Annotated in this window: 16 protein-coding genes; 13 read left to right on the forward strand and 3 right to left on the reverse strand. The window is 67.4% G+C overall.

From position 1 onward, the window contains the following. Positions 1–26 precede the first annotated feature (26 nt). The 3 genes from FR943_RS13805 to mptB are packed head-to-tail and all read right to left on the reverse strand — an operon-like array spanning position 27 to position 3,444. Entirely contained in the window at positions 27–809 is a 783-nt protein-coding gene (locus FR943_RS13805) for an ABC transporter permease (protein WP_217157948.1), read from the reverse strand. Continuing rightward, complete coding sequence (locus FR943_RS13810; protein ID WP_308170545.1) at positions 806–1,771, reverse strand: ABC transporter ATP-binding protein; 966 nt, start codon at positions 1,769–1,771, stop codon at positions 806–808. The genes FR943_RS13805 and FR943_RS13810 overlap by 4 nt, the downstream gene beginning before the upstream one ends. Further along, positions 1,768–3,444, reverse strand: a complete 1,677-nt coding sequence (gene mptB / locus FR943_RS13815; protein ID WP_217157950.1) for a polyprenol phosphomannose-dependent alpha 1,6 mannosyltransferase MptB — start codon at positions 3,442–3,444, stop codon at positions 1,768–1,770. Before mptB ends, FR943_RS13810 begins: the two co-directional genes overlap by 4 nt. A gap of 164 nt (positions 3,445–3,608) precedes the next feature. On the opposite strand from mptB, the gene FR943_RS13820 reads away from it, so the two are divergent. The 13 genes from FR943_RS13820 to FR943_RS13880 all read left to right on the forward strand — a co-directional run bounded on the left by FR943_RS13820 (position 3,609) and on the right by FR943_RS13880 (position 15,826). After that, on the forward strand, positions 3,609–4,388 hold the full coding sequence (locus tag FR943_RS13820; RefSeq protein WP_372448129.1) for a helix-turn-helix transcriptional regulator: 780 nt from the start codon (positions 3,609–3,611) through the stop codon (positions 4,386–4,388). Continuing rightward, positions 4,385–5,815 (forward strand): Fe-S cluster assembly protein SufB, encoded by a 1,431-nt coding sequence (gene sufB / locus FR943_RS13825; protein WP_217157952.1) that lies wholly within the window; start codon positions 4,385–4,387, stop codon positions 5,813–5,815. The genes FR943_RS13820 and sufB overlap by 4 nt, the downstream gene beginning before the upstream one ends. Continuing rightward, positions 5,816–7,006, forward strand: a complete 1,191-nt coding sequence (gene sufD / locus FR943_RS13830; protein WP_217157953.1) for a Fe-S cluster assembly protein SufD — start codon at positions 5,816–5,818, stop codon at positions 7,004–7,006. After that, positions 7,003–7,776: a Fe-S cluster assembly ATPase SufC gene (sufC, locus tag FR943_RS13835; protein WP_217157954.1), complete on the forward strand. Its 774-nt coding sequence runs from the start codon at positions 7,003–7,005 to the stop codon at positions 7,774–7,776. The genes sufD and sufC overlap by 4 nt, the downstream gene beginning before the upstream one ends. Position 7,777: 1 nt before the next feature. Continuing rightward, on the forward strand, positions 7,778–9,034 hold the full coding sequence (locus FR943_RS13840; protein WP_217157955.1) for a cysteine desulfurase: 1,257 nt from the start codon (positions 7,778–7,780) through the stop codon (positions 9,032–9,034). Further along, positions 9,031–9,519, forward strand: a complete 489-nt coding sequence (gene sufU / locus FR943_RS13845; RefSeq protein ID WP_308170546.1) for a Fe-S cluster assembly sulfur transfer protein SufU — start codon at positions 9,031–9,033, stop codon at positions 9,517–9,519. Before FR943_RS13840 ends, sufU begins: the two co-directional genes overlap by 4 nt. After that, positions 9,516–9,857, forward strand: a complete 342-nt coding sequence (locus FR943_RS13850; protein ID WP_075920343.1) for a metal-sulfur cluster assembly factor — start codon at positions 9,516–9,518, stop codon at positions 9,855–9,857. Before sufU ends, FR943_RS13850 begins: the two co-directional genes overlap by 4 nt. 46 nt (positions 9,858–9,903) lie before the next feature. Then, positions 9,904–10,164, forward strand: a complete 261-nt coding sequence (locus tag FR943_RS13855) for a hypothetical protein (RefSeq protein WP_217157956.1) — start codon at positions 9,904–9,906, stop codon at positions 10,162–10,164. Positions 10,165–10,189: 25 nt separating this feature from the next. Beyond that, the gene (locus FR943_RS13860; RefSeq protein ID WP_217157957.1) at positions 10,190–11,782 is read left to right on the forward strand and encodes a S53 family peptidase; all 1,593 of its coding nucleotides are present in this window, start codon (positions 10,190–10,192) and stop codon (positions 11,780–11,782) included. Next, on the forward strand, positions 11,779–13,620 hold the full coding sequence (locus FR943_RS13865) for a zinc ribbon domain-containing protein (protein WP_217157959.1): 1,842 nt from the start codon (positions 11,779–11,781) through the stop codon (positions 13,618–13,620). Before FR943_RS13860 ends, FR943_RS13865 begins: the two co-directional genes overlap by 4 nt. 176 nt (positions 13,621–13,796) lie before the next feature. Continuing rightward, the gene (locus FR943_RS13870) at positions 13,797–14,489 is read left to right on the forward strand and encodes a DUF8548 family protein (protein ID WP_217157961.1); all 693 of its coding nucleotides are present in this window, start codon (positions 13,797–13,799) and stop codon (positions 14,487–14,489) included. Between the two features lie 113 nt (positions 14,490–14,602). Then, positions 14,603–14,977, forward strand: a complete 375-nt coding sequence (gene trxA, locus FR943_RS13875; RefSeq protein WP_217157968.1) for a thioredoxin — start codon at positions 14,603–14,605, stop codon at positions 14,975–14,977. Positions 14,978–14,995: 18 nt separating this feature from the next. Further along, complete coding sequence (locus tag FR943_RS13880) at positions 14,996–15,826, forward strand: enoyl-CoA hydratase (protein WP_217157970.1); 831 nt, start codon at positions 14,996–14,998, stop codon at positions 15,824–15,826. Positions 15,827–15,852: the final 26 nt, after the last annotated feature.

Genomic DNA, 15,852 nt, shown 5'->3' on the forward strand with positions numbered 1-15,852 from the left:
ACAGCTCGTAGTAGGGCTGGTCCGGATCAGGTGAACCGGAACCACCGCAGGGCCGCCGCCGCGCCGAGCGCACCCCAGATCGCCAGTACGGCGATGCCGAACCAGTCCACCGACAGCGTCATCGCCTGGGTCAGCGATTCCGTCAACGCGCCAGACGGGGTCAGGCGAGCGGCCCAGGCCAGCCCCGCCGGAACCGCCTGTCCCTCGACGGTGAGGGCACCGAGCCCGGCGAAGACGAACCACAGCAGGTTGGCCAGTGCCAGCACGATCTCGGCTTTGAGGGTGCCGCCGAGCAGCAACCCCAGTGCGGCGAACGCGGCCGTGCCGAGCGCGATGATCAGGCCGCCGAGGGCCAGACCGGCCACGGGTGGGCGCCACCCCAGGGCGAACCCGATGGCACCCAGGATGACCGACTGCAGAAACACCACGGTGACCACCGCCAGCGACTTGCCGGCGATGATGCCCCACACCGGAAGTGCGGTGGCACCAAGGCGTTTCAGGGCTCCGTAGCGGCGATCGAAGGCCACCGCGATCGCCTGGCCGGTGAAGGCGGTGGAGATGATGGCCAAGGCCATGATGGCCGGCGTGAAGATGCCGGCCCGGTCGTCGCCGAACGAGCCCAGCGGCAACAGGGTGAGCCCGATCAACAGCATGATCGGGATGAACATGGTCAGCAGCAACTGTTCGCCGTTGCGCAGCAACAGCTTCAGATCCAGCCCGTACTGCGCGGCCAGCATGGCGCCCACCTTGGCCGGGCGGGGATCCGGCGCGAAAGTGCCCGGTGCGAATCGATTCGCGGCGCTCGTCATGACCGCAGCTCCCGTCCAGTCAGGTCGAGGAAAACATCTTCGAGGCTGCGCTGTTCCACCCGCATGTCGGTGGCCAGCACGTTGAGCCGGGCGCACCACGCGGTCACCGTCGCCAGCACCTGCGGGTCGATGTGCCCTTCGATCAGATACTCGCCCGGCACCGTCTCGGTGGCCCGGTAGTTCTCCGGCAGGGCGTCGACCAGCAGGGACAGGTCGAGCTTGCGCGGGGCGCTGAACCGCAGTTGGTTCTCGGCGCCGCTGTGGGTCAGCTCGGCCGGGGTGCCGGTGGCCACGGCCACCCCGTGATCGATGATGACGATCCGGTCGGCGAGCTCTTCGGCCTCGGTCAGGTGGTGGGTGGTCAGGACCACCGTGACCCCGTCGCGGCGCAGCGCATCGATCAACTCCCACACCACGATTCGGGCGTGCGCATCCATGCCGGCGGTGGGTTCGTCGAGAAACACCAACTCTGGGCGGCCTACCACCGCACAGGCCAGCGCCAGGCGTTGCTGCTGACCGCCGGACAGCCGGCGGTAAGTGGTGCGGGCCGATTCGGTGAGGCCGAGGGTGTCCATCAGCCACGCGGGGTCCAGCGGATCGGCCGAGTAGGAGGCCACCAGCTTGAGCATCTCCCCGGCCCGGGCCGCCGGGTATCCGCCGCCGCCCTGCAGCATCACCCCGATCCGCGCGCGCAGCTGTGCGTTGTCCGCGACGGGATCCAGGCCCAGGATTTCCACACGCCCGTGGTCGGGGCGGAGGAATCCCTCGCACATCTCGACGGTGGTGGTCTTGCCCGCTCCGTTGGGGCCGAGCAACGCCAGTACCTCGGCGCGCTGCACCTCGAGATCGAGATTGGAAACCGCCGTCGTCGCGCCGTAGCGCTTGCTGACGCCGCGGAGCAACACCGGGAGAGCCGACGAGCTCTTGCGCGGGGAGTCGGCAGGTTCAGAACGCGAGGTCACGGGGATTCAGCGTAGGCCTCGGGTGACTGCTCCCGCGCCGGCGGTGGGTCTGTGTCCGGCTGGCGTGATGCACGCCACGGCAGCCGGCGGTAGGTCAGCGCGATGAGGATCAGCACGATCACCGTGCTGGCCAGGGTGGCCATCACGATCTGGAACAGGGCAAACCGGTCGCCGTTGGCGGTAGGGCCGAAGATTCCGACGACCAGCGTGATGGCGATCGTCGAGCCGCGGAACCCGGGCCGGGTGGCCCACGCCGCCAACGGGATCACCGCCCACAGCAGATACCACGGTTGCACCACCGGGAACAGCAGGATGGTGCCGCCCAGGGCGACACCCAGACCGCCCACGGGATGCAGGCGCCCGCGCATCACGGCCACCAGCAGCCAGCTGACCAGGATGGCGATCAAGAACACGCCGATGGCACGGGTCAGGCCGAGCACCGCGGTGGTGTGGTCACCGAGCCCGAGCAGGATGCCGACCTGGCCGGTGCCCAGCGCCAGCAGGGTGGGCGGCGACATCCAACTCCGCACCACGTTCGCCGTTCCCAGGGTGGACAACCAGCCGAAGCCCAGCCCGCTGGCCCAGCCGATCACCCCCATCACCGCCAGGGAGATCGCCGCGAGTGGGGCATTGGCGACGAAGAACGCTTTGACGGTGCCCCCCAGGCGCCAGGCCAACGCCATGCCGACGAAGCCGAGTGCCAGCAGCGAGGGGAGTTTGACCTGGGAGGACAGTGTGATGAGCACGGTGCCGAGGACGAGCATCCCGGCCGGATACCAGCGTTGCCAGTCCACTCGGGAATGCGGCCAGGCCAGCGGTCGGGGCAGCAATGGAGCTGCGGCGTCGACACCGCGCAGGGCGAATTCCGTGCCGGCCAGCATCAGCCCGAGCATCAGCGCTTCGTTGTGGATTCCGGCCACCAGGTGCATGAACAGCAGTGGGTTGCAGGCCCCGAGCCACAGCGCGCTGACCTCGGCGACGCCGCAGCGGCGTGCCAGCCGCGGGGTGGCCCAGACGATCAGGCCGACGCCGAGCAGCACTACGGCCCGGTGGCACATCACGGCGGCGACGATGTTCTCGCCGGTCAGCGCTGAGATACTCTCGCCGATCCAGAGGAACAACGGCCCGTAGGGGGCCGGGGTTTCGCGCCACAGGCTGGGCACCGACAGGGTGAACACGTGGTCGAGGCCGAGGCCGGTGGCCGGGCCGACCAGATACGGGTTGAGGCCGATGTAGCCGATCTCACTCTGTGCCAGGTAGGAGTAGACGTCCTTGCTGTACATCGGCGGTGCCACCAGCAGCGGGATGGCCCACAGCAGCAGCGTCCGGTCGAGCTGACTGCGTGACATCCGGCGGGGGCCCAGGGCGAAGCGCCCCAGCATCAGCCAGGCCAGCGTCATCATCACCGCACCGGTGGTGGTCATGGTCAGCGATACGGTCTGGATGCGCGAGGGCAGGTTGAGCAGGCGCACCCCGAAGGTCGGGTCCTGTACGACGGGGCGGGCGCCGGCGCCGAGGGCGCCGATCGCCATCAGTACGGTTCCAGTGGCCCCGAACAGCCGGGTGCGGCGCTGCGCGACGACCTCAGCGGCGTTGAGTGGGGACCCGACGGTCCGTTCGTCACCGTGCCACCGGGCGATCGCGGAGCTGAAAGACGACAGGCGGCTTGCCACCAGGGCAGCGTAACTGTCGGCGGAGACCGCCTACGCCAGACAACGGTGGTGCAGGTCACGTAAGGGTGCCCTTGCTAGAACCCTGGCCGGAATTCCGTCACAATGGTGTTGTGAAAATACGTCGGGAGACTACGGGCTCGGGATCGAGCCCAGCTTCGGCCAGTGTGCCGAAGCCGCTCCACGGCGTCGTGCCGGGGTCTGACGGGCACACGCGTCGCGCGATCATCCACCTGTTACTCGAGGGGCCGGTCACCGCCGGCCAGATCGGCGAGCGGCTCGGCATCTCGGCCGCCGGCGTGCGGCGTCACCTCGATGCCCTGATCGAGGCCGGCGATGCGCAGGCCAGTGCGGCCGCGGCATGGCAGCACAACGGTCGGGGCCGCCCGGCCAAGCGGTATCGGTTGACCGCAGCAGGGCGCGCCAAGCTCGGCCACACCTATGACGACCTCGCGGTCGCCGCGATCCGGCAATTGCGCGAGATCGGCGGAAAAGAAGCCGTGCGGACGTTCGCGCGGCGCCGGATGGACACGATCTTGGCCGGGGTCACCGAGGGCTCCGGCGGCGTGGCCGAGACTGCCGAGCGCGTCGCCGACGCGCTGACCAGGGCCGGCTATGCCACCACCACGGCACCGGTGGACGGGCCGATCCATGGGGTGCAGATCTGTCAGCACCACTGTCCGGTGTCACACGTCGCCGAGGAGTTCCCGGAGTTGTGCGAGACCGAGAGTGAGGCGTTCGCCGAAATCCTGGGTACGCACGTGCAACGGCTGGCCACCATCGTCAACGGTGACTGTGCCTGCACCACCCACGTTCCGCTCGACACCGACAGCAGCGAGAACACCCAGAGCACCACAGCACAGAGCACGACAGTTCGGGGCACAGCCCGCACCCGGACGACCGCAATGAGCAATCAATCAGCGATCAACGAAGGAGCGGCGCTATGACCATCACGCCGGAAACGCCATTGACCCAGGAAGAGACCATCGCGTCGCTGGGTAACTACGGCTACGGCTGGTCGGACTCTGACGCCGCCGGCGCAAGCGCGCAGCGCGGCCTGTCCGAAGCCGTCGTGCGTGACATCTCGGCCAAGAAGAACGAGCCGGAATGGATGCTGGAGTCGCGTCTGCGCGCGCTGCGCACCTTCGACAAGAAGCCCATGCCGAACTGGGGTTCCAACCTCGAGGGCATCGACTTCGACAACATCAAGTACTTCGTGCGCTCCACCGAGAAGCAGGCGGCGTCCTGGGAGGAGCTGCCCGAGGACATCCGCAACACCTATGACCGCCTTGGCATCCCGGAAGCCGAGAAGCAGCGGCTGGTGGCCGGCGTCGCGGCCCAGTACGAGTCCGAGGTGGTGTACCACCAGATTCGCGAAGACCTTGAGGCGCAAGGTGTCATCTTCCTCGACACCGACTCTGGCCTGCGTGAGCACCCGGAGATCTTCAAGCAGTACTTCGGCACGGTGATCCCGGCCGGGGACAACAAGTTCTCGGCGCTGAACACGGCGGTGTGGTCGGGTGGATCGTTCATCTACGTTCCGCCGGGCGTGCACGTCGACATCCCGCTGCAGGCCTACTTCCGGATCAACACCGAGAACATGGGCCAGTTCGAGCGCACTTTGATCATCGCCGACGAGGGCTCCTACGTGCACTACGTCGAGGGATGTACCGCGCCGATCTACAAGTCCGATTCGCTGCACTCCGCGGTCGTCGAAATCGTCGTCAAGCCCGGTGCGCGGGTGCGCTACACGACGATCCAGAACTGGTCGAACAACGTCTACAACCTGGTCACCAAGCGGGCCCGCGCCGAGGCCGGCGCCACCATGGAGTGGATCGACGGCAACATCGGCTCCAAGGTCACCATGAAATACCCGGCGGTCTGGATGACCGGTGAGCATGCCAAGGGTGAGGTGCTCTCGGTGGCGTTCGCCGGTGAGGGCCAGCACCAGGACACCGGCGCCAAGATGCTGCACCTGGCCCCGCACACGTCGTCCAACATCGTGTCCAAGTCGGTGGCCCGCGGCGGCGGCCGCTCGTCCTACCGCGGCCTCGTCCAGGTCAACAAGGGTGCCCACGGGAGTCGCTCGAGCGTGAAATGCGATGCGCTGCTGGTGGATACGATCAGCCGCAGCGACACCTACCCGTACGTCGACATCCGCGAGGACGACGTCACGATGGGCCATGAGGCCACGGTGTCCAAGGTCAGCGAGGATCAGCTGTTCTACCTGATGAGCCGCGGCCTGACCGAGGACGAGGCGATGGCGATGGTGGTGCGCGGCTTCGTCGAGCCCATCGCCAAGGAGCTGCCGATGGAGTACGCGCTCGAGCTGAACCGCCTCATCGAGCTGCAGATGGAAGGCGCGGTCGGATAAGTGACTCAGAACAACCTGGCGGCGGCCGTGAAAGAAGGCGTCGCCGTCAACAAGGGCGAGTTGTTCGCCTCCTTCGACGTCAATGCCTTCGAGGTGCCGGGCGGTCGCGACGAGCTCTGGCGGTTCACCCCGCTCAAGCGGCTGCGCGGCCTGCACGACGGCTCGGCCGTCGCGAACGGTAGCGCCGGCATCACCGTGACCGAGCGGTCCGGGGTGTCCGTGGAGACCGTCGGCCGTGACGACAAGCGCCTCGGCGAGGCCGGTACGCCTGCGGATCGTGTTGCTGCCCAGGCTTTCTCGTCGTTCGAGACGGCGACGGTGGTGACGGTCGCGCGGGACACCGAGGTGGCCGAGCCGATCGAGATCGTCGTCGACGGGCCCGGTGCGGGCAAGGTCGGTTACGGGCATCTTCAGATCCGGGTGGAGGAACTGTCCCGGGCCATCGTCGTGGTCGATCTGCGCGGCAGCGGAACCTACGCCGACAATGTCGAGATCATCGTCGGTGATTCGGCCGGTCTCGGTGTCATCTGGATCGCCGACTGGGCCGACGACATGGTCCATGTCAGTGCGCATCACGCCAAGCTCGGCAAGGACGCGGTGCTCGGACACGTCAACGTGACCCTCGGTGGCGACGTGGTGCGTACTTCGGCCACCGTGCGGTTCACCGGCCCCGGCGGTGACGCCAAGATGCTGGGCACCTACTTCGCCGACGACGGCCAGTTCTTCGAATCGCGGCTGCTGGTCGACCATTCGCATCCGCACTGTAAGTCCGACGTGCTGTACAAGGGTGCGCTGCAAGGGGATCCGGATTCGAACAAGCCCGACGCCCACACGGTGTGGATCGGCGACGTCCTGATCCGGGCCGAGGCCACCGGCACCGACACCTTCGAGGTGAACCGCAACCTGGTGCTCACCGACGGTGCCCGCGCCGATTCGGTGCCCAACCTCGAGATCGAGACCGGCGAGATCGTCGGCGCCGGGCACGCCAGTGCCACCGGGCGATTCGACGACGAGCAGCTGTTCTACCTGCGTGCCCGCGGCATCCCCGAAGATCAGGCCCGGCGCCTCGTCGTGCGCGGATTCTTCAACGAGATCATCGCCAAGATCGCTGTCCCGGAGGTGCGTGAGCGTCTGACCGCGGCGATCGAAAAAGAACTTGCCATCACCGAATCGAAAGCATCACACTCATGACCACTCTGGAAATCAAGGACCTGCACGTCTCGGTCAATGCCGCCGAAGGCGCCGAGAACAACGAGATCCCGATCCTCAAAGGCGTTGACCTCACCGTGAAGTCGGGGGAGACCCACGCGGTGATGGGCCCCAACGGCTCCGGCAAGTCGACGCTGTCCTACGCGATCGCCGGGCACCCCAAGTACACCGTCACCTCCGGGTCGATCACGCTCGACGGGCAGGACGTGCTCGAGATGAGCATCGACGAGCGAGCGCGAGCGGGCCTCTTTTTGGCCATGCAGTACCCCGTCGAGGTGCCGGGGGTGTCGATGTCGAACTTCCTGCGCACGGCGGCCACCGCGGTGCGCGGCGAGGCGCCCAAACTGCGGCACTGGGTCAAAGAGGTCAAGGGCGCGATGGCCGAGTTGGAGATCGATCCGGCGTTCGGCGAGCGCAGCGTCAACGAGGGCTTCTCCGGTGGTGAGAAGAAGCGCCACGAGATCCTGCAGCTGAGCCTGCTCAAGCCCAAGATCGCGATCCTCGACGAAACCGATTCCGGTCTGGACGTCGACGCGCTGCGCATCGTCAGCGAGGGCGTCAACCGCTACGCCGAAGCCGAGCACGGTGGCATCCTGCTGATCACCCACTACACCCGCATCCTGCGTTACATCCGTCCGCAGTTCGTGCACGTGTTCGTCGGTGGCCGCATCGTGGAATCCGGCGGCCCCGAGCTCGCCGACGAGCTCGAAGAGAACGGATACGTGCGCTTCACCCAAGCCGTCGGAGCCTGACATGACCACCTCGGCGACGACATTGGATCAAGCCGGGCTGGCCAGGATCAGAGCTGACTTCCCGATCCTGAGCCGGGTGATGCGCGGCGGGAAACAGCTGGCGTACTTGGATTCCGGGGCGACGTCGCAGAAGCCGCTGCAGGTCCTCGATGCCGAACGCGAATTCCTCACCACCTCCAACGGGGCGGTGCACCGTGGTGCGCACCAGCTGATGGAAGAGGCCACCGACGCCTACGAGCTGGGCCGCGCCGACATCGCGGCCTTCGTCGGCGCCGAGCCGGATGAGTTGGTGTTCACCAAGAACGCCACCGAGTCGTTGAACCTGGTGGCCTATGTGCTCGGCGACAAGCGTTTCGAGCATGCCGTCGGCCCTGGCGACGTCATCGTCACGACCGAGCTCGAACACCACGCGAACCTGATCCCGTGGCAGGAGCTGGCCCAGCGCACCGGAGCCACCCTGAAGTGGTACGGGGTCACCGAAGATGGACGCATCGACCTGGACTCGCTGCAGCTCGACGAGCGGGTGAAAGTGGTGGCGTTCAGCCATCATTCGAATGTCACCGGGGCAGTCGCCCCGGTCGGCGAACTCGTCAAGCGGGCCAAGGCCGTCGGCGCGCTCACCGTGCTCGACGCCTGCCAATCAGTGCCGCACCAGCCGGTCGACTTCCACGCCCTCGACGTCGATTTCGCGGCGTTCTCCGGGCACAAGATGGTGGGCCCCACCGGGATCGGTGTGCTCTACGGGCGGCTTGCGCTGCTGAACGCCATGCCGCCGTTCATCACGGGCGGCTCCATGATCGAGACCGTCACGATGGAGCGGACCACCTACGCCCCGGCGCCGCAACGTTTCGAAGCCGGCACCCCGATGACCTCGCAGGTGGTCGGATTGGCAGCCGCCGCACGGTATCTGCGCGAGATCGGGATGGACGCCGTCGAGGCGCACGAGGCCGAGCTGGTGGCCGCCGCGCTGGAAGGCCTGGGCGCGGTGCCCGGGGTGCGCATCGTCGGACCGCTGTCGATGGCGGATCGGGGATCGCCGGTCAGCTTCGTGGTCGACGGAATCCACGCCCACGATGTCGGGCAGGTGCTCGATGACGAGGGCGTCGCGGTGCGGGTCGGTCATCACTGCGCCTGGCCGCTGCACCGCCGCTTCGGGATCGCCGCGACCGCGCGGGCCTCGTTCGCGGTGTACAACACCCTCGACGAGGTGGACCGGCTGGTGGCCGGGGTCAAACGCGCCGTGGAGTTCTTCGCGTGAAAATGGAGCAGATGTACCAGGAAGTGATCCTGGACCACTACAAGCATCCGCATCACCGCGGGTTGCGGGAGCCGTTCGGCGCCGAGGTGCACCACGTCAACCCCACCTGCGGCGACGAGGTGACCCTGCGCGTCGCGCTCTCCGACGACGGCGAGACGGTGACCGACATCTCCTACGACGGCCAGGGTTGTTCGATCAGCCAGGCCGCCACCTCGGTGCTCACCGATCAGGTGATCGGGCAGAGCGTCGGTGACGCGCTCAAGACGGTCGCGGCCTTCACCGAGATGATTTCCTCCCGCGGCAACGTCGAGGGGGACGAAGATGTACTGGGTGACGGCATCGCGTTCGCCGGTGTCGCCAGGTATCCCGCCCGGGTGAAGTGCGCGCTGCTGGGTTGGATGGCTTTCAAGGCCGCACTGGCAGAAGCCAGGCCATTTGACGAAGCGTTGGCACAGGCCAGCGACGACGTGGAGGACAACCGATGAGTGATACCGCTTCTGACGAGCTGCTCGCCGATGTCGAGGAGGCCATGCGCGACGTGGTGGACCCCGAGTTGGGCATCAACGTCGTGGACCTGGGCCTGGTCTATGGACTCAACGTCGAAGAGGGCGACGAGGGCCCGGTGGCCCTGATCGACATGACGCTCACCTCGGCGGCCTGTCCGTTGACCGACGTCATCGAGGACCAGTCGCGCACCGCGCTGGTGGGCGCCGGCCTGGTCAACGAGATCAAGATCAACTGGGTCTGGAACCCGCCGTGGGGCCCGGACAAGATCACCGACGACGGCCGCGAACAGCTGCGAGCGCTCGGTTTCACCGTCTAGAGTGAAGCGCCAAACCTGGTCGGCCTCATACCGCGAGGATTGTGATATGGCTCCGAAACGTTTGGCTCGTCGGGTCGCCTTGACGGCCGGCGCGGCTGCCTTCGTCGGAATGGTCTCGTTGACCGCCGCCTGCGGGGAGACCACGCAGCCCCCCGAAGAATCCACCACCACCACAACAACCACCACGACCACCACGCCGCCGGTGAAGCCGACCGAGAACTTCCCCGATTTCGGTCCGACAATGGACACCACCGGCCCCAATTCGTTCGAACCGACGGACCGAGCGCCCCGAGACCCGGGGTTCTAGCACGCATCGCCGCGGAGGTCGCAGCGTGCGCGCCAGGTACCGGGTGCAGGCCCTGATCGCCGCGGCCGTGGTGCTGGTACCGGTGTCTGACACACCATCGCCGTCGATCTCCGATTCCAGGGCCGTCATCGACGGCCCGTACGCGTCGCTGCTCGCCGCCTCGGCTGATCTCGGTGCCGCCCACAGCGGTGCTGTGCAGCTCACCGTCACTTTGCGCGACCACTCCCGGCCGACCGAGCTGATCAGCTGGACGGATCGCCACCACCTGTCGGTGCGCTGGTTGCCCGATCATCCGTGGGCGATCGTCGAGGGTGCGTCCCGCCGCGTGGCCGACGCTTTCGACGTCACCATCAACGAATACCGGGGCAGGCGCGGTCAGGTCTTCTATGCGTCGCCACACCAACCGCCCGTCCCGTCCGCCCTGCACGGCCAGGTCGCCGGAATCGGCCGAATCCTCGGCTACACGCCGCACCGTGAATCGCGCCCGACGATCGTGGCCCCGCTGGAGGTGCCCGATCGAGGATTGACGCCCGACGCGCTGCGAACTGCCTACAACGCCAACCGGTTGAGCACCGCGGGCTACACCGGCAAGGGAACCACCGTGGTGATCTTCGCCTTCAGTGGGTACGACCAAGCCGACCTCGACACGTTCTCCACCCGGTACGGGCTGCCACGGTTCACCCCCGTCCTGGTGGGTGGCCAGCCGAGTGAGCCGCAAGCCGAGACCACGATGGATCTGCAGTTGGTCCACGCCATCGCACCGGATGCGCAGAAGGTGGTCGTCAACGCCCGCCCGACGCTGGAGGGTGATGGTGCCTTCGAGAAGATCGGGCAGCTGCTCGCGGCGACCGATCGCCGGTTTCCCGGTGCCATCTGGAGCTTTTCGATCGGCTGGGGGTGCGACAAGCTGTACACGGCTGCTGACCTGGCCCCGGTACGGTCCGCGCTGGCCGCTGCGCACGCCAACGGCACGACGTCGTTCAGTGCCAGCGGCGATCTTGCCGGGCTGGAATGCAAAGGGGGACAAGACTGGTCATCGCCTCCCAGCATCGACGACACCGGGTTGGATGCGGTCTCGTCGTTGCCCGAGACCACCTCTGTGGGCGGCACCACCCTGTCGACCACCGCCGATGGCAGCTGGTTGGCCGAACAAGCCTGGTTCCACATCCCGCTGTCACAGGGCAGCGGCGGAGGGACGTCGGTGTTGTTCGATCGGCCCGAATGGCAGCGCGCGGTGGCGCCCGGTGCCGATCCCGGCCGCCGCATGGTCCCCGATGTCGCTGCCGTCGCCGATCCCTTCACCAGCGCCAGAATAGTTCTGCACCAACGGAATCTGGTTGCCGGCGGCACCTCACAGTCAGCGCCGGTCTGGGCTGGGCTGACGGCGGTGATGAACCAATATCTGCTTGCCCACGGTGGCCGGGTGATCGCAGACATCAACCCGCTGTTGTACCGCATCGCCGCGGACGCCGCGCTGCCGGCATTCCGTGACGTCATCCTCGGCGGCAACGCCGCGTACGATGCCGGGCCCGGTTACGACCTGGTGACCGGCCTGGGCACACCGGACGTCGAAAACCTCGTCCAAGACATTCTGCTCATCCAGAAGTTGACCCAATGACCGCCGAACCCGCCGAGAACGATACCGACACCGCACACTGCCGGGTGTGCCGAAGCGACGTTCCGGCCGGGATCTTCTGCGGGGTGTGCGGGGCACCGCTGTGCCCGCGCCGCGGTGACGGACCCGCCTGGCTTCGGCTGCGGTCTTACGCGGCCGCGGCAGGGGAGAGACTGCTGCGACCGGCGCCGGCGAGTTCGTTGTTTCCGCAGCTGCCGACCCCGGCCCGGACACCGTTCCGGGTCGGGTTGGCGCTTCTGCCGTTGGCTCTGATGATCGGCGCCCTGCTGCGTGCACCGGCACTGCTGATCGCGGCGGGCACGCTGGGGCTGCCGCTGTTGTTCGTCCTCTACCTGTACGACTCAGGTGCGGGTCGGGACGTACCGGACCGAATTCTGTTGGTCACCACCGGACTCGCCGTCGTGCTGGGTATCGCCTGGGCCTTGCTGACCGGCCCGAGCCTGGCCCGGGCATACAGTGTCCCGCTCGGCGACAGTGTCACGGTCTACCAGATATTTCGGCACGGTCTCGGGGTGCCGATCGGCGCGTTGATACTCGCTGTGGTGCCCGTGGTCGTAGCCCGCCTGCTGGACCGGACACCTCGGGAATCCCTGCACGGCTTCATGATCGGAACACTCGGCACGTTGAGCTTCACGGCCGCCGCCACGGCGCCCAGGCTCGTGCCGCAGTTCACCACCGAGCTGGTGGTGCGCAATCGACCGATGCCGGGGCTCCTGGCCCAGGCCGCGATCCATGGCATGACCCTTCCGCTGTCGGCTGCGGCGGTCGGCGGCCTGGTGGGCGCCGCGCTGTGGTTCACGCAGCCGGACGGCGTTGCCCGCAGGCACCCGGGCTCGGTGCGCGTCGCGATGGCGGCGGCCGCGGCGACGGTGATCATGGTCTACGCGGTACTTGGGCTGGTCGACGTCGCGCGGGTCCCCGAGCCGGTACAGCTGGCCGTCCACGTCGCTGTGACGGTCGCGGCCTTGTATGCGCTGCGGATCGGCCTGCACCTGGCGTTACTGCACGAAGCGCACGACCCGGTCGCCACCGGGCGATCCGTGTGCTGCCCGCACTGCGGCACCGTCACGCCCGATCTGGCCTTCTGCCCGGCCTGCGGAGCTGCTGCCCGGGCGTCCTCACGCTCGTCGCGGACCCTGCGACGGGAACAGCGACCGGGCCGCACACACTCGATGGTGACACTGCCGGCGGCCTGGGGCGGCGTGATCGCGGTGACGGCAGTGGCCTTGACCGCGGTGGGCGGGGTGCTCAGCCGGCCACCGGTGCGTTACGCCTGCCCGCCGGAGTGCGGCAGCCCACCGGTGGGCGAGCCGGTGACCGCCGGCCCGCTGTTCACCGCTGCCGACGGCCGGTTCTCGGTGTCGTACCCGGCTGCCGGCGCAGCGTATCGAGTCACCACCCGGCCGGACGGGGTGACGGCGGAATCCCTTCACGGTGATGGTGGCACCATGCGGCTCTTTGCCCGGCAGGCAATCGGAAGCAGCCCGGTGGCCATCGCGAATTCTGTTCTTGCGCAGTCATTCCCCAATGCGAGGACCGCATACGAGATTCCCAACGCCATGGTCGGCTATCAATCGGGCTACGGCCTGGTGGCCGATTACTGGCCGCTGGGCGCCATGAGCAGTGTGGTGCACATGCGGGTGATAGTGATGGTCGCGGTGAAAGATGACCTGGCACTCATCGCCGACGCCGTCGGGCCCTATCGGGAATCCCGGCCCGGGCCCGGATCCACCAAACCGTCCGGGGTCGGGCTGGAGTTGGCGAAGGACCTGGGCCGGTACGTCAACACCTTCCGCTGGGCCGGCGATCCTGCGAGGTAAGCCTGGTCCAAACTGTCGGTCCCCGCTGCTAAAACTGTCGTCAATTGGACGAGAGTGGAGGCACATGGGAACTGAGGTGACGGTCGTCGGCGATCGGTTGCAGTTGGGACCGGCCACCGTGTGTTTCCAGCTCATCGGGAACGGATGGCGTTCCCGGACAGCCGGAAGGAACTGCGATGAGTTCAGACGTCGACACGTTGTACGACGCATGCCTGCGCGATCTCGGTGATCCGCGGCGCTGGTTCGCGCCCCGGGGCTACCCGGATTCGTTGGCGCTGTGTGTGATCGATTCGATTTTCTCGACGGGGGCGCGGTACGCCACGGTGGAGAAGATCATCACTCGCTACCGTGGCTGTCGGGCCGCCCAGGGTGCGGATGCCGAAAACGACGGCGCTGCAGAACTTCTCCGCAATATCGATGAGCTGGGCGGGGCGGACGCGTGGGCGGCGCAGATCGGCAATCGGCGGCCCACCTCGCCCGCTGCGGGTGCGCCGCTGAAGGCCGAGGCGGTCAGGAAGGCTGCCGAAGCGCTTGTGGCTCTGGGGATTCAGACCACCGAGGAGCTGCGTGCCGCGGCCGCTGACGACGTCCGCAGGGAGGCGGCCAAGGCGGCCTGGTGCGCCATTCCGGGGCAGCGCTCGGGCATCACCTGGGAGTACACCCAGATGCTGGCCCGGATTCCCGGCGTCAAAGCCGATCGCATGGTGCTCGGGTACGTCTGCCGCCAACTCGGGGCGGTCACTGCCGACCGGGCGGCCGAATTGGTCCGGGCAACGGCCGAGAGGGCGGGCTGGGACGCGATCGACCTCGACCACGCCATCTGGCGCTTCGAATCCGGACGGCCGTATCAACGGGACCTACCGGCCTGACAACGGTGGGATAGCGCAGGCTTTCGGCGGGTACCCGGAGTCGAAAGCCTGCTGCCTGCGCGGCTTGGCCATATGGTGGGAACAGGCCGCTACGCCCCGACGTTAGGACAATTGTGACTACGCAGGACATCACCGCAGACCAGTTCAATGACATCGTCAACGGCAACGACATCGTGCTGGTGGATTTCTGGGCGTCGTGGTGCGGGCCGTGTCGTGCGTTCGCGCCGACCTTCAAGGCCGCCTCGGAAAAGCACCCCGACGTGGTCTTCGCCAAGGTGGACACCGAGGCCGAGCAGGGGCTCGCCGCGGCAGCCGACATCCGGTCCATCCCCACCCTGATGGCGTTCAAGAAGGGCAAGTTGGTCTTCAACCAGGCCGGCGCACTGCCGCCGGCGGCGCTGGAGGACCTGGTGCAGAAGATCAAGGACTTCGACATCGACGCGGCCATCAAAGAGCAGGCCGCTCAGGGCGACGCCGAACAGGTCTGATCGCCGGCACGCGATAGCGTGCTGTCCGTGACTGCGCAGACCGAATACGTCCTGGTCGATCGTCCCCGGCCGGATGTGGCCCTGGTGACTCTCAACCGCCCCGAGCGGATGAACTCGATGGCGTTCGACGTCATGGTGCCGCTGAAGGATGTCCTGGAAGAGCTGCGCTACGACAACAGCGTGCGCGTCGTGGTGCTGACCGGGGCCGGACGGGGGTTCTCCTCCGGCGCCGACCACAAGTCGGCTGGATCGGTGCCCCACGTGGCCGGATTGACCAGGCCGACGTATGCGCTGCGGTCGATGGAGATCCTCGACGATGTGATTCTCGCGCTGCGTCGGCTGCACCAGCCGGTGATCGCCGCGGTCAACGGTGCGGCGATCGGGGGTGGGCTGTGTCTGGCCCTGGCATGTGACATCCGCGTCGCGGCGCAGGGGGCCTACTTCCGGGCGGCCGGGATCAACAACGGGCTGACCGCCAGTGAGCTGGGCTTGTCCTACCTGCTGCCGCGGGCCATTGGCTCCTCGCGGGCCTTCGAGATCATGCTGACCGGCCGCGACGTGGATGCCCAGGAGGCGGCGAACATCGGGCTGGTGTCCAGCGTGGTGGCCGAGGACACCCTGCTGGACACCTGTTACGGCATGGCGGAGCGGATGGCCGCCTTCTCCCGGCCGGGAGTCGAGTTGACCAAGCGCACACTTTGGAGTGGACTGGACGCCGCTAGTCTGGAAGGGCACATGCAGGCCGAAGGCCTGGGACAACTCTTCGTGCGTCTGCTCACCGCAAACTTTGAGGAAGCGGTTGCTGCGCGCGCCGAGAAGCGCCCCGCCGCCTTTACCGACGACAAATAAGACGACAGATATCTAGGAGGACCGCA

Source organism: [Mycobacterium] fortunisiensis (assembly GCF_019050325.1).
Lineage (GTDB): Bacteria > Actinomycetota > Actinomycetes > Mycobacteriales > Mycobacteriaceae > Mycobacterium > Mycobacterium fortunisiensis.

Coding starts and splice junctions, on each gene's coding strand:
- FR943_RS13865 (WP_217157959.1), top strand. CDS start 11,779: ATGACCGCCGAACCCGCCGAGAACGATACCGACACCGCACACTGCCGG.
- FR943_RS13870 (WP_217157961.1), top strand. CDS start 13,797: ATGAGTTCAGACGTCGACACGTTGTACGACGCATGCCTGCGCGATCTC.
- sufB (WP_217157952.1), top strand. CDS start 4,385: ATGACCATCACGCCGGAAACGCCATTGACCCAGGAAGAGACCATCGCG.
- FR943_RS13840 (WP_217157955.1), top strand. CDS start 7,778: ATGACCACCTCGGCGACGACATTGGATCAAGCCGGGCTGGCCAGGATC.
- sufC (WP_217157954.1), top strand. CDS start 7,003: ATGACCACTCTGGAAATCAAGGACCTGCACGTCTCGGTCAATGCCGCC.
- FR943_RS13855 (WP_217157956.1), top strand. CDS start 9,904: ATGGCTCCGAAACGTTTGGCTCGTCGGGTCGCCTTGACGGCCGGCGCG.
- FR943_RS13850 (WP_075920343.1), top strand. CDS start 9,516: ATGAGTGATACCGCTTCTGACGAGCTGCTCGCCGATGTCGAGGAGGCC.
- FR943_RS13805 (WP_217157948.1), bottom strand. CDS start 809: ATGACGAGCGCCGCGAATCGATTCGCACCGGGCACTTTCGCGCCGGAT.